Source organism: Curtobacterium sp. AB451 (assembly GCF_050585845.1).
Taxonomy (GTDB): Bacteria; Actinomycetota; Actinomycetes; order Actinomycetales; family Microbacteriaceae; genus Curtobacterium.
In genome coordinates, this window is sequence record NZ_JBOBQG010000002.1 from 588,336 (window position 1) to 601,798 (window position 13,463).

Annotated in this window: 12 protein-coding genes; 10 read left to right on the top strand and 2 right to left on the bottom strand. The window is 70.8% G+C overall.

Annotated elements, in window-relative coordinates; genetic code table 11:
- Positions 1 to 34 precede the first annotated feature (34 nt).
- Positions 35 to 1,483: an SPFH domain-containing protein gene (locus ACQXVK_RS06680; RefSeq protein ID WP_022905699.1), complete on the top strand. Its 1,449-nt coding sequence runs from the start codon at positions 35 to 37 to the stop codon at positions 1,481 to 1,483.
- Between the two features lie 33 nt (positions 1,484 to 1,516).
- On the opposite strand, the gene ACQXVK_RS06685 is transcribed toward ACQXVK_RS06680, so the two are convergent.
- Both ACQXVK_RS06685 and ACQXVK_RS06690 read right to left on the bottom strand, forming a co-directional pair.
- Complete coding sequence (locus ACQXVK_RS06685) at positions 1,517 to 1,954, bottom strand: hypothetical protein (protein ID WP_430853077.1); 438 nt, start codon at positions 1,952 to 1,954, stop codon at positions 1,517 to 1,519.
- Positions 1,955 to 1,979: 25 nt separating this feature from the next.
- Positions 1,980 to 2,960 (bottom strand): hypothetical protein, encoded by a 981-nt coding sequence (locus ACQXVK_RS06690; protein WP_430853078.1) that lies wholly within the window; start codon positions 2,958 to 2,960, stop codon positions 1,980 to 1,982.
- 268 nt (positions 2,961 to 3,228) lie between these two features.
- Between ACQXVK_RS06690 and ACQXVK_RS06695 the strand changes: the two genes are divergently transcribed.
- The 9 genes from ACQXVK_RS06695 to ACQXVK_RS06735 all read left to right on the top strand — a co-directional run bounded on the left by ACQXVK_RS06695 (position 3,229) and on the right by ACQXVK_RS06735 (position 13,402).
- Positions 3,229 to 5,205: an MDR family MFS transporter gene (locus ACQXVK_RS06695; protein WP_430853116.1), complete on the top strand. Its 1,977-nt coding sequence runs from the start codon at positions 3,229 to 3,231 to the stop codon at positions 5,203 to 5,205.
- A 61-nt stretch (positions 5,206 to 5,266) separates the two neighbouring features.
- A complete protein-coding gene (locus ACQXVK_RS06700; protein ID WP_430853079.1) occupies positions 5,267 to 5,851 on the top strand; it encodes a TetR/AcrR family transcriptional regulator in 585 nt (194 codons plus the stop codon).
- A 264-nt stretch (positions 5,852 to 6,115) separates the two neighbouring features.
- Entirely contained in the window at positions 6,116 to 7,450 is a 1,335-nt protein-coding gene (locus tag ACQXVK_RS06705) for an enolase C-terminal domain-like protein (RefSeq protein ID WP_402267127.1), read from the top strand.
- A 57-nt stretch (positions 7,451 to 7,507) separates the two neighbouring features.
- A complete protein-coding gene (locus ACQXVK_RS06710; RefSeq protein ID WP_430853080.1) occupies positions 7,508 to 8,746 on the top strand; it encodes an ABC transporter substrate-binding protein in 1,239 nt (412 codons plus the stop codon).
- Positions 8,747 to 8,848: 102 nt separating this feature from the next.
- Positions 8,849 to 9,817 carry a carbohydrate ABC transporter permease gene (locus ACQXVK_RS06715; RefSeq protein WP_022908586.1) on the top strand — a complete coding sequence of 323 codons (969 nt, stop codon included), beginning with the start codon at positions 8,849 to 8,851 and terminating at the stop codon, positions 9,815 to 9,817.
- A complete protein-coding gene (locus ACQXVK_RS06720) occupies positions 9,810 to 10,730 on the top strand; it encodes a carbohydrate ABC transporter permease (RefSeq protein WP_022908587.1) in 921 nt (306 codons plus the stop codon). The genes ACQXVK_RS06715 and ACQXVK_RS06720 overlap by 8 nt, the downstream gene beginning before the upstream one ends.
- A 61-nt stretch (positions 10,731 to 10,791) precedes the next feature.
- Complete coding sequence (locus tag ACQXVK_RS06725) at positions 10,792 to 12,117, top strand: alpha-L-fucosidase (protein WP_430853081.1); 1,326 nt, start codon at positions 10,792 to 10,794, stop codon at positions 12,115 to 12,117.
- Positions 12,117 to 12,443 (top strand): L-rhamnose mutarotase, encoded by a 327-nt coding sequence (locus tag ACQXVK_RS06730; RefSeq protein ID WP_430853083.1) that lies wholly within the window; start codon positions 12,117 to 12,119, stop codon positions 12,441 to 12,443. The genes ACQXVK_RS06725 and ACQXVK_RS06730 overlap by 1 nt, the downstream gene beginning before the upstream one ends.
- Positions 12,440 to 13,402 carry an aldo/keto reductase gene (locus ACQXVK_RS06735; RefSeq protein WP_430853084.1) on the top strand — a complete coding sequence of 321 codons (963 nt, stop codon included), beginning with the start codon at positions 12,440 to 12,442 and terminating at the stop codon, positions 13,400 to 13,402. Before ACQXVK_RS06730 ends, ACQXVK_RS06735 begins: the two co-directional genes overlap by 4 nt.
- Positions 13,403 to 13,463 lie beyond the last annotated feature (61 nt).

Sequence of the window (13,463 nt, forward strand, 5' to 3'; positions counted from 1 at the left end):
TCGCCGCCGGTGACCCGTTCCGCGAGGGGGAGTCATGGAAGTCCTGTTCGCACTCGGAGCCGTCCCGCTGATCGTCGTGGGGATCGTCGTCCTGGCGGTCGTCGTCCTGATCTACGCGAAGCTCGTCTACCGGAACGCCGGCGCCGACGAAGCACTCATCATCACCGGCAAGCGGTCCCGCAAGGTGAAGAACCCGGACGGCACCGAGACGGTCGAGTCCGGCATCAAGGTCGTCCTCGGAGCCGGTGTGCTGGTCCGGCCGTTCTTCGAGCGGGTCGCCAAGATCTCGCTGAGCTCGCGGGCCATCGACATCAACGTCAACGCCCAGGACTCGCGCGGCGTGACCATCGACGTCGAGGCCGTGGCACTCGTCAAGGTGGGCGAGGCCGACGCCTCGATCCGGGCGGCAGCACAGCGCTTCCTCGGCCAGGAGAAGAAGATCGACGACTTCGCGCGCGAGGTCCTGTCCGGTTCCCTCCGTGCGTCGATCGGTGCGACCGACGTGTCGACGATCATCCGCAACCGCGACCAGCTGACGGTCGCCGTGCTCGACGTCGCGAAGGACGCGCTGCACAGCCAGGGGCTCGACGTCGACTCGTTCGAGATCAAGGGCATCTCGGACCGCAACGACTACATCAGCGACCTCGGCCGTGCCGAGCGCGCCCGGGTCCGGCTCGAGGCCGAGAACGCCGAGGCCCAGGCCGACCGCGAAGCCCGCGAGGCCCGTGCCACGGCCGACCAGGCGATCGCCGAGGCGGAGAACACGCTCGCGATCCGCCGGGCCGCCCTGCAGCTCGACGCCGATCGTGCCTCTGCCGAGGCGGCCGCCGCCGGCCCGCTCGCCCAGGCGCGTGCCGCCCAGGGCGTCGTCGAGCAGGAGCAGCTGACCGCGCAGAAGCGTGCCGAGCTCCGCCGCGCCGAGCTCGAGTCCGAGGTCTCCGCCGTCGCCGAGGCCCAGGCCCGCAAGACCCGTGTCGAGGCAGAGGCCGCCGCCGCCGCCCAGGTGGAGACCGCCCGTGCCCAGGCCGAGGCCCGACGCATCTCGGCCGAGGCGATCGCCGCCGAGGCCCAGGCGGAGTCCGAGGCTCGCAAGCTCGCCGCCGACGCCTCCCGCGCCGAGGGCGAGGCGGCAGCCGACGCGATCCGTGCCAAGGGTCAGGCCGAGGCCGACGCCACCAAGGCCCAGGCGGACGCCCTCGCCCAGCACTCCGAGGCGGTCCTCCGGGTCAAGGCCATCGAGACGCTGCCGAGCATCGCCCGCGAGCTGGCGGCACCGATGGGCAACATCGACAAGCTGACCGTCGTGTCCTCGGACGGTGCCGGCGCGCTCTCGAAGAGCGTCGTCAGCCAGTTCAGCGAGGTCGACGCCCTGCTCGGGACCACCGCGGGCTTCACGTTGAGCGACATCGTGAAGAGCACCACGACGGGGCAGGCCGCGGCCCGTGCGGTCGTGCGTGAGCAGGAGTCCGCGACGGCCGAGTAGCCGGTCACGCGCCAGGTGCGGGCGCGGCGGGGATCAGTCCGCGTCGCGCCCGTCGTCGTCCCGACGGTCGCGCTGCTGGCCACCGGCGTCCTCGCGCTCGCCCCGACCGTCGTGCTCGCCCGGGTCGCGCTCCGCGCCCCGACGCTGGTCCGCCAGCCGTTGCTGCCAGACGACGCTCCGCGCGGCCCCCTCGAGGACGTCGTCCACGCTCCGGCCGGTCTGTGCGGCGAGGGCTCCGCCGAGGCCCGCCGTCAGGGTGCCGCCGGCGGACGCGAGTCGTTCGACGACCTGCTCCTGCCGGTCGGTCAACGGTTCGTCGATCATCTCGTCGACGGTGTCGCGGATGTTCTGCTCGCTCGCGTCCAGGGCCGCCTCGTCACCCGAGTGCAGCGCTGCCGCTTCGCCGACGACGACGAGTCCGAGCCGCGCGGCATCGTCTTCCGGGCGCTGGCCTTCGTGCTCGTCAGTCATGAGCGGGACCGTACGCTCGACCGGATCACGCTTCCTGGACAGCGGGGTACGCCGGCGGTTCCCCCGACGGCCGTTCCGCCCACCGTCGGAGCAGCCACTCGGCCGCGGCCAGCCCTTCGCGCCGCTGGAAGTCCCGGAGCGTCGGCATGTGCGGGATGTCCGGCCGCGCCGCCTTCTCGAAGAACGTGCCGGCCAGTCCGGCGAGGACCGCGTCCACGCTCGCCGACGACAGACCGGTGAACACCGGGTGGGTGGCGAGGTGGTGCTCGACGTCGGCGTCCTCTCCGCGGACGAGCACGTCGAGCAGGTACGTGAGCGGGTCGAGCCAGTGCGCGCCGACCGAGGCCCACGGCCAGTCGACGATCCAGACCACGTCGTCGGCGTCGACGAGCAGGTTGTCGGCTCGGCAGTCCACGTGCGCCAGCGACTGCCCGTCCGTCGCTGCGGCGGCTCCGCGAGCGGCCTCGGCGAACGCCGCTGCGGCGGCCACCACGTGGGCCGGGACGACCCCGGGGAACCCGCCGTCGAGCATCCGGTCCCACGCGGCGAACTCGACGACGAGGTCGTCCGCGACCCGGGGGAGCCGCGCGAGGGCTCCGATGGCGGGCGGCAGGGTGTCGAGGGCGTCGAGCACCGCACCGATGTCCGAGCCGTCACGGGCGCCGCCCGGGTGGCGACCGTCGACGTCCTCGATGACGAGGGCGATCCAGTCGTCGCCGTCCACGGTCGCACGGAGCACCGTGTGGAGTCGCGGTGCCTGCACGGTGGACGGCAGGTGCCCGAGCACCTCGGCCTCGCGCTCGTGCATCCCGAAGGCGTCCGGGTTGCGGGACCGTGCCAGCGTCTTCACGAACGCGCACCGGCCGCCATCGGTCACCACCCGGTCGGCACCGCCGGGGGAGTACCCGCCCGCCTGCGACACGGCGTGCACCACCGCGCCGCCGAGCGCCGTCTCGATGCCCTCTCGCACCACCGCCGGCACGTCGGTCCAGGTCGTCCGCCCCATGCGGTCCGACGATACCTGCGAAGACGTTCACCAAGCATGCACAATGGGAAACATTGCGTTGCGGGCAAACCTGCTGGTGGTGTAAAGTTGCAGCGTCTGCAAGGTTGACCCGCCGTCATCGGCCCGCCACACGCTCCGGCGTCCCTCGCGACCACCTCCAGCCACCACACCCATCCCTGAAGGACCCGCATTGTCCACTGCCACCGCTCCCGTCGAGGTCCAGCGCGGACGACAGGACTCCCCGGCCAGCGCGCCGGGGAAGCCGATCATGTCGCACCGCCAGATCCTCCTCGTGATCTACGGCCTCATGGCCGGCATGTTCCTGTCCTCGCTCGACCAGACGATCGTCGGCACCGCGATCCGCACGATCGGTGACGACCTGCACGGCCTCGACCAGCAGGCCTGGGTCACCACGGCCTACCTGATCGCGTCGACGATCACCACGCCGATCTACGGCAAGCTCTCCGACGTCTTCGGTCGTCGCCCGCTCTACATCTTCGGCATCGCGGTCTTCATCATCGGCTCGCTGCTGTCGACGATGTCCACGTCGATGATCATGCTCGCCGCGTTCCGTGCCTTCCAGGGCATCGGCGCCGGTGCGCTGATGTCGCTCCCGCTGGCGATCATGGGCGACATCCTCGCCCCGCGTGAGCGTGCCAAGTACCAGGGCTACTTCCTCGCGGTGTTCGGCATCTCGAGCGTCATCGGACCGCTCATCGGCGGCCTGTTCTCGGGCGCCTCCACCATCCTGGGCGTCACCGGCTGGCGCTGGGTCTTCCTGATCAACGTGCCGATCGGCATCGCCGCACTCCTCATGGTGATCGCGTTCCTGCACCTGCCGAAGTTCGGCGACGCCAAGGCGAAGCCCCGCATCGACTGGTGGGGTGCCACCTCGGTCATCGTCACGCTCGTCCCGCTCCTCCTCGTGGCCGAACAGGGCCGCACCTGGGGCTGGGGCTCGGCCGGCGCGATCGCCTGCTACGTGATCGGTGCCCTCGGCCTGGTCGCCTTCCTCGTCATCGAGACGCTCATGCAGGACGACGCGATCATCCCGCTCAAGCTCTTCCGCTCGGGTACCTTCTCGATGGCCACGGTCCTCGGGTTCCTGGTCGGCTTCGCGATGTTCGGCGCCATGCTGACCATCCCGCTGTACCTGCAGATCGTGACCGGCCTGACGCCGACCGAGTCGGGCTTCGCGACCCTGCCGATGATCGGTGGGCTCATGATCGCCTCGATCGCGTCCGGTCAGATCGTCGCCCGCACCGGCCGCTACCGGATCTTCCCGGTGATCGGCACCGCGCTCGTGTCGCTCGGCTACGTCGTCCTGACGTTCATGACGATCGACAAGCCGCTCTGGTTCCTGATGATCGGCATGTTCCTGATCGGCCTCGGCCTCGGGCAGCTCATGCAGAGCATCACCCTCGCCTCGCAGAACTCGGTGCAGCCGCGTGACATGGGTGTGGCGACCAGCTCGGCGACGTTCTTCCGCCAGATCGGTGGCACGCTCGGCACCGCGGTGCTCCTGTCCGTGCTCTTCTCGATCATGCCGGCGAACATCCTGCACGCCACCGCCGACCAGAAGAACCTCACCGGTGCGCTCGACGCCGCGCTCGACCCGACCGTCGCCACGGCGAAGGCGAACCAGGGCGTGATGGACCAGATCTGGAACCCGATCGTCACGCCGATCAAGCAGCAGGTCCAGTCCGGCCTCGACCAGGCCACCGCGCAGGTGACCCAGGCCACCGCCGGCGCCCCCGAGGCCGTGCAGCAGCAGGCACTCACCGCGGCGGCCGACAAGGCCCACGCGTCGGCGCAGGACGGCAAGCTCATCGTCGACTGGTCGGACGACGCCCAGCGCACCTACTGGGTGAACGACCTCGCGCCGACCCTGTCGAAGCAGATCGAGAAGGGCACGGGCGACTCGGCCTCGTCGAGCAGCGAGACGAGCGACACGTCCTACCTGAACGGCGCGGACGCGGCGCTGACCCGCCCGTTCATGTCCGGGTTCAACGCCTCGGCCGTCACGGTCTACTGGGTCGGCTTCGCGGTCATCCTGCTCGCGTTCGTCCTGAGCTGGTTCTTCAAGGCGCCGCCGCTCCGCAAGAGCTCGGCCCTGCAGGAGCAGGCGGACAGCGCGAGCACCGCGGACGACCTCGAGGTCCAGGCGGTCAAGGCCGCCGACACCATGGGCTCGCCGACCGCTCCCGGCACGGGGTCGATCCCCGTCCAGCGGGACCGCGTCTAGCAGCGGACACCGGGGCCTCCCGTCACCGGACGGGAGGCCCCGACCCGCACCAGGAGCAGCAGTGAGCACGATCGAGTCCCACCCGGTGGCCGACAGCGGCCTGCGGGAGCGCAAGAAGCAGCAGACCCGGGCTGCCATCCACCGGTCCGCCCTCGAGCTCGTCACCGAACGCGGACTCGCCGGCGTCACCGTCGAGGAGATCTGCGCGGCCGCCGACGTCTCGCCCCGGACCTTCTTCAACTACTTCCCGTCGAAGGGCAACGCGGCCCTCGGCCTGCCGTCGACCACCGTCCCGGACGACGCCCGCGCGCGGTTCCTCGCCGGTTCCGGTGCGCTCGTGTCCGACCTCTGCGACCTCGTGGCGCAGACCGTGACCCTGCCCGAGGACCGCCGCCGGATGAAGGCGCTCGTGCAGGCACGGCCGGAGATGGTGCCGACGATGCTGCAGTGGACGGCCGACGCGCGGACGGCGATCGTCCGGGTGGCCGCCGAGCGGGCTGACGCCGACACGGCCCGGACCGCGGTGACCCTCGTCATGGCCGCGGTCATCGAGGCCGCGCACCGGTTCACGGTCGCGTCCCGCGACGACCTGGCGGACCGGCTCCGCGGTGTGGTCGCGGAGATGGGTCTGCTCGCCACCGCCTGAGCGGCGCGACCACGTCCACGAGGAGCGCCCCGCCGGCCGGTACCGGCGCGACGAGCCGGCGGCGTGGCGGCCGTGACAGGAGGCGCGGTGCGGGTCCGACCCGCACCGCGCCTCCTGTCTGTCTGCCCGCCGTCTCACGCTGTCATCCGATCACTCGCCGCGCTTCGTGGCCGGAACATCGCAAAAGTCCCTCTTGACAGGCAAGACATCGGATGTTTCGATGAGTCCGTTCGGTCGACGGTGACCGGACGGGTAGGAGAGACGATGAGCCGCATCACCGGTCTGCGCGTCCGCGACGTCCGGTTCCCGACCTCGCGGGACCACGACGGATCCGACGCCATGAACCCGGCGCCCGACTACTCCGCCGCCTACGTCGAGATCGCGACGGACGCCCTCGACGGGCACGTCGGCGCCGCCTTCGTCTTCACCATCGGACGCGGCAACGAGGTGCAGGAGGCAGCGATCGCAGCGCTCCGCGAGCACGTCGTCGGAGCGGACGCCGAAGCGGTCCTCGCCGACATGGGCGGGACCTGGCGCACCCTCGTGCACGACTCGCAGCTGCGCTGGCTCGGTCCGGAGAAGGGCGTCATGCACATGGCCATCGGGGCCGTCGTGAACGCACTGTGGGACCTCCGGGCGAAGCGCGCCGGACAGCCGCTGTGGGCACTGCTCGCCGACCTCCGCCCCGAGGAGCTCGTCGACCTGGTGGACTTCCGCTACCTGAGCGACGCCATCACCCCGGACGAGGCCCTCGAGCTGTTCCGGACGGCCGAACCCCTCCGCGCCGAGCGGCGCCGGCGGTTGGAGCAGACCGGCTACCCGGCGTACACGACCACCCCCGGCTGGCTCGGCTACGACGACGAGAAGCTCGCACGCCTCTGCCGCGAGGCCGTCGACGAGGGCTTCACGCAGATCAAGCTCAAGGTCGGCGGTGACCTCGACGAGGACGTCCGACGTCTGGGGATCGCCCGCGCCACGGTCGGTCCGGACGTCCGGATCGCGATCGACGCCAACCAGCGCTGGGACGTCGACGAGGCCGTCACGTGGATCGAGCGCCTCCGTCCGTTCGACCTGGCGTGGGTCGAGGAGCCGACGAGCCCCGACGACGTCCTCGGGCACGCCGAGATCGCCCGCCGCATCGCCCCGATCCCGGTCGCGACGGGCGAGCACATGGCGAACCGGGTGATCGCGAAGCAGCTCATCCAGGCCGACGCGATGTCCGTGCTGCAGATCGACGCGACGCGGGTCGCCGGGGTGAACGAGAACCTCGCGATCCTGCTCCTCGCCGCCAAGCACGGGGTCCGGGTGTGCCCGCACGCCGGCGGGGTCGGCCTGTGCGAGGCGGTCCAGCACCTGTCGATGTTCGACGCGGTCGCCCTCACCGGGGACCTCGACACCCGCTGCATCGAGTTCGTCGACCACCTGCACGAGCACTTCGTGACCCCGGTCGACGTGCACGACGGCCGCTACTGGCCGCCGACCGCCCCCGGTGCCGGGACCGAGATGCTCGCCGACAGCCTCGACGACCACGCGTTCCCGGACGGTCCGGTCTGGGCCGCCGTCGACACCGACGTCCCCGACGCCGTGCGCGTCGCCTGACGCCTCCCGATCCGCTCCATCCCTCACCCCGATCACCACGACGAAGTGGAGACTCCGATGCACCGACGCCGAATCGTCGCGGGACTGGCGGCCGCCGCCGCCACCGCGCTCGTCCTGGCTGGTTGTTCCTCCGGCAGCAGTGCCGGTGGCAGCCAGTCGAAGGACGCCATGACCTGGTCCATGTGGATCGCCGGGAAGGAGGACAAGGCCGCCTGGCAGAAGGTCGCCGACACCGTGAAGAGCGAGGACGGCATCACCCTCACCATCCAGGGCGCCCCGTTCGAGAACTACTTCACGAAGCTCAGCACGCAGCTCAGTGCCGGCAGCGCGCAGTGCATCGTGAGCATGCAGTCGCTCCGCGCGGCGAACTACACGTCGTCACTCCTGTCGCTCGACGACCTCGCGAAGAACGACGGGCTCGACCTGTCGGCGTACGACAGCACGGCACTCGACGGCATGAAGGTCGACGGCAAGCTCTACGGTCTGCCGTACGACACCGGGCCCATCCTGATGTTCTACAACAAGGACCTCTTCAAGCAGGCCGGCGTGGCCGACCCGGAGCCGGGCTGGACCACCGACGACTTCGAGCAGGCCGGCAAGGCGCTCAAGGCCAAGGGCATCACCGAGTTCGGCTCGACCGTCGGCGACCTCAACCTCGAGTCGATGATCTACGGCTACAACGGCGGCCGCGTGATCACCGAGGCCGGCAAGGTCGACGCCACGGACCCGAAGTTCGCGGACGGCCTGGACTGGCTCGCCAGCCTCGTGAAGAAGGGCTACGCGACCGAGGCGTCGTCGGACACCTCGACCCCGGGCAACGACTTCGCCGCGGGCAAGGTCGCGATGTACACCGACGGTCCGTGGTCGCTCATCAGCCAGAAGGCCAAGGTGCAGTTCGACCTCGGCGTCACGACGCTGCCGGCCGGGACCTCGGGCCCGTCGACCTTCGCCGCCGGTTCGGGCTTCGGCATCTCGAAGCAGTGCAAGTACCCGGAGCAGGCGTTCAAGGCCGTCCAGACGATGACGAGCGAGAAGGTGCTCACGTCGCTCGCCGAGCAGGGACGCGCCTTCCCGGCACGCACCGCGGCCCAGGGGGCGTGGTACTCCAGCGCCGGCATCGACGGGGCGGAGACCGCGCTCAAGGCGGCCCTCGCGAAGTCCTCGCCGCTGCCCGGCAACAAGCAGAGCGACCAGCTCGGCCAGCTCTTCACGCAGTACGCGCTCCAGGCGATCAACGGGCAGACGTCCGGCAAGAACACGATGTCCTCGATCGCCGGCCAGCTCGGCACGCAGTGACCGACGTGACCGTCTGACGGACGGGAGGCGCGGGTCGACCCCGCCCCGCGCCTCCCGTCCGACCCACCCAACAGGAACCGGCGAACGACGAGGAGGTCGTCCATGACCACCATCCAGGACCCACCGGCGGTCCCCGCCGTCGCGACCGCGGTCGCGACGGGCACGGCGACGCCTCGCCCCAGGGGCGGCGACGCCGCGGGCGTCGTCGGACGACGATCGTGGTGGGGCGCCGCCTTCGCCGCGCCGCACTCGATCGGCCTCGTCGTCTTCACGGCGTTCCCGATCATCGCGTCGCTCGTGGTCAGCTTCATGAACTGGCCGATGCTCGGCGAACGCAGCTGGGCGGGCGTCGAGAACTACGCGCGGCTGTTCCAGGACCCGGTGTTCCGGACGGTGACGCTCAACACGGCCCTGTTCGTCGTGCTGTACGTGCCGCTCAACCTCGTCGTGTCGCTCGGGCTGGCGGCGTGGTTGACGCCCAGGATCGCCGGTCGGCACGTCTTCCGCGTCCTCTTCTTCATCCCGACCATCACGCCGATCGTCGCGAACGTCGTGGTCTGGCGGATGCTCTACCAGCCGGGCGGGGCGATCGACGCGAGCCTGCGGTCGACCGTCGGCGTCGGGGCTCCGAACTTCCTCGCCGACGAGCACTGGGCGATGCTCGCCATCGTCGCGATGAGCGTCTGGCAGGGCTTCGGGTACAACATGCTCATCTTCTCGGCGGCGCTCGACGCCGTCCCCGAGAACCAGATCGAGGCGTCGCAGCTCGACGGGGCGAACGCGTGGCAGACGTTCTGGGCGATCAAGTTCCCGCTCATCTCGCCGTCGGTGTTCTTCGCCACGATGATGACCCTCATCACGTCGTTCCAGGTGTTCGTGCAGCCCTTCGTCCTCACCAAGGGCGGACCGGGCACCGCGACGGAGACCCTCGTGCAGTACATCTACAACACGGGCTTCCAGAACCAGCAGCTCGGGCTGGCCTCGGCCGGCGCCTGGGTGCTGTTCGTCATCATCCTCGGGATCACGGCCGTCCAGTTCCTCGGACAGAAGCGGTGGGTGCACTATGAGTGAGCTGACCCGACCCCGCACGAGCGGGTTCACCACGGCGAACCGGACGGTCAACCCGCGGTCCGTGCCCCGGACCGCCTCGGCGCCCCGCCCCGGACGCGTCCGGCACGCGATCGGCTACGCGCTGCTCTGCCTCGTCGCGCTGCTGTTCGTGTCGCCGCTCGTCTACATGGTCGCCACGAGCCTCAAGCCGGCGGACCAGGTGTTCACCACGCCGCCGACGCTCTGGGGGCGGTCCCTCGAGTGGGACAACTACGTGCAGGCGTTCACCTACCTGCCGTTCGCCCGCTTCATCCTCAACGGGATCCTCGTCGCGGCCGCCGGCACCGCGATCAACGTCGTCGTGGCGGTGCTCTCCGGCTACGCCTTCTCACGGCTGCGCTGGCGGGGCCGGAACACCGTGTTCCTGCTCTTCCTCGTGACGCTGATGATCCCGCAGGACGTCCTCGTCATCCCGATGTACGTGATGATGCAGGGCTTCGGCTGGGTCGACACGTTCCAGGCGCTCATCGTGCCGTGGGCGTTCACGGCCCTCGGGGCGTTCCTGATCCGGCAGTTCTTCCTCACCGTCCCGCAGGAGCTCGACGACGCCGCACGCGTGGACGGCGCCGGCGCGATCCGGACCTTCGTGTCGGTGATGCTGCCGCTCGCCCGGCCGACCATGGCCGTGCTCGCCGTGTTCTCGTTCATCTCCTACTGGAACTCGTTCCTGTGGCCCCTCGTCGTGGTGAACGACGTCGAGGCCCACGGCACGATCCCGCTCGGTCTGCAGCAGTTCTTCGGACAGCAGGGTTCCGAGTGGAACCTCGTCATGGCGGCGTCGGTGATCTCGATGCTGCCCACCGTGATCCTGCTGATCCTGCTGCAGAAGCACCTCGTCAAGGGCATCGTCACCTCCGGCCTCGGTGGCCGGTAGCCGACCTCGCCAGGGCGCGCCGCGCCTCCCGACCGTCACCCCTGAAAGGAAACCGCCCCACATGACCATCACCGCACCCGCAGAGCCGCAGACCGCGACCGACGCCTCCGGGCTGCCCGCGTGGTTCCGCCACGACCGGTTCGGCATGTTCATCCACTGGGGGCTGTACGCCCTGCCCGCCCGGCACGAGTGGGTGAAGAACCGCGAGCGGATCACCGACGCGGACTACCAGAAGTACTTCGACCACTTCGACCCGGACCTGTTCGACGCCGCCGACTGGGCACGTCGCGCCCGCGAGGCCGGCATGAAGTACGTCGTGCTCACCACGAAGCACCACGAGGGCTTCGCGCTCTGGGACTCCGCGCTCACCGACTACAAGTCCACGAACACCCCGTTCGGCCGCGACATCGTCCGCGAGTTCGTCGACGCCGTCCGCGCCGAGGGCCTGCGGGTCGGCTTCTACCACTCGCTCATCGACTGGCACCACCCGGACTTCACCGTCGACGGTGTGCACCCGCGCCGGGACGACGGCGACGAGGCGATCGCGGCGTTGAACGAGGGCCGTGACATGGCGCGGTACCGGGAGTACCTGCACGGCCAGGTGACGGAGCTGCTGTCGGACTACGGGCGGATCGACTACCTGTTCTACGACTTCTCGTACCGCGACAACGACCACGAGGACATCTGGGGCGGCAAGGGCCGCGACGACTGGGGCTCCGAGGAGCTCCTGGCGCTCACCCGACGGCTCCAGCCCGGCATCATCGTCAACGACCGCCTCGACCTGCCGGGGGACATCGTCACGCCGGAGCAGTACCAGCCGGACAAGCCGATGGAGGTCGACGGCGTGCCGGTGCCGTGGGAGGCCTGCCAGACGCTGAACGGCTCGTGGGGCTACGACCGCGACAACCTGAACGTCAAGAGCACCGACCTGCTCGTGCGCATGCTCGTCGACGGCGTCTCGAACAACGGGAACATGCTGCTCAACGTCGGGCCAACCGGTCGCGGCGAGTTCGACGGGGTCGCCCGCACCGCGCTCGCCGGGATCGGGGAGTGGATGCGTCAGCACGCCCGGTCTGTGTACGGCGCCGGACCGTCCGCGTTCACGGCCCCGGCGGGGACCGTCCTCACCCAGAACGGGAACCGGCTGTACCTGCACCTGTTCACGTGGCCGTTCGAGCACGTGCACCTCGCCGCCCTGGCCGGACGCGTCGAGTACGCCCAGCTCCTGAACGACGCGTCGGAGATCCACTTCCGTGAGATCCCGCCGGGGACCCGGGCGCAGAACACCGGGCTCGGCGGGCAGCCCGCGGGGACGCTGACGCTCACGCTGCCGATCGTGCGGCCCGACGTCGCGGTGCCCGTGGTCGAGCTGTTCCTGCGCGACTGATGCAGCGCGTGCTGACCCGCACCCGGTTGCGGGCGGGGAGCGAGGCGGCGTACGAACGTGTGCACGCCTCGGTCCCGCCCGAGCTGGCCGCCCGACTGCGTGCTGCCGGTGTGCACGACTGGACGATCTGGCGGGACGGGCAGGACCTCGTCCACCTCGTCGAGGTCGAGGACTACCGGGCGATGCGGAAGGCGCTCGCCGACGACCCCGTGAACGCCGAGTGGCAGGCGGTCGTGAACCCGCTGCTCGAGGTGGACGACGACTACTCCGGCAGCGACGACGGGATCCCGCGGGTCTGGTCGCTCGCGGCGCAGGTGGACGCGTGACCGGCGGTCTGCCGGACCTCGACCGCGGGCCGTTCTGGTTCGGTGGCGCCGGGATCGGCAACCTGCTGCGCGAGGTCTCCGACGAGGACGCCCGTGCCACGGTCGACGGGGCCTGGGACGCCGGGGTGCGCGGGTTCGACACCGCGCCGCACTACGGGCTCGGGCTGTCCGAACGACGGCTCGGCCGGGCACTCGCCGAGCGGCCGCGGTCCGACTACCTGGTGTCGACGAAGGTCGGACGCCTGCTCGTGCCGGGGCGGGGAGCCGGGGACGACCTGGCCTCCGGCGGGTTCGCCGTGCCGGACGACCTGGTCCGGCAATGGGACCCGTCGCCGTCGGGCGTGCGGCGGTCCCTCGACGAGTCCCTCGGGCGACTCGGGCTCGACCACGTCGACGTCGCGTACCTGCACGACCCGGACGTGTACTCGTTGCGGGACGGGTTGACGCAGGCGCTGCCGACCCTCGCGGAGCTGCGGGACGAGGGGGTCGTGCGGGCGGTCGGCGTCGGGTCGAACTCGGTCGAGGCCCTGGACGCGGCGGTGTCCACCGGCCTGTGCGACGTCGTGATGCTCGCGGGGCGGTACACGCTGCTCGAACAGCCGGCGGCCGCCCTGGTCGCACGGTGCGAGGACCTCGGGGTCGCCGTGGTCGCGGTCGGCGTCTACAACTCGGGGCTGCTCGGGCGGGAGCGGCCGGACGCCACGGCGACGTACGACTACGCGGCTGCCCCGCGGGCGCTCGTCGACCGGGCGAACGCGATCGCGGACGTCTGCGAACGGCACGGGGTCACGTTGCCGGAGGCCGCGCTCGCGTTCCCGCGCCGGGCCGCTGCGGTCCGGGCGATCGCGCTCGGAGCGCAGTCGGCCGAGCAGGTTCGGTCGAACGTGGCCCGGGTCGCGGCGACGGTGCCCGAGGCGCTCTGGGACGACCTGCGCCGGGAGGGCCTGCTCGCCGTCTGACGCGCCGCGGCCGCGCGGGGTGGAACCACGAAACCGACGTCGAACCAGCAGCAGTGGCTGG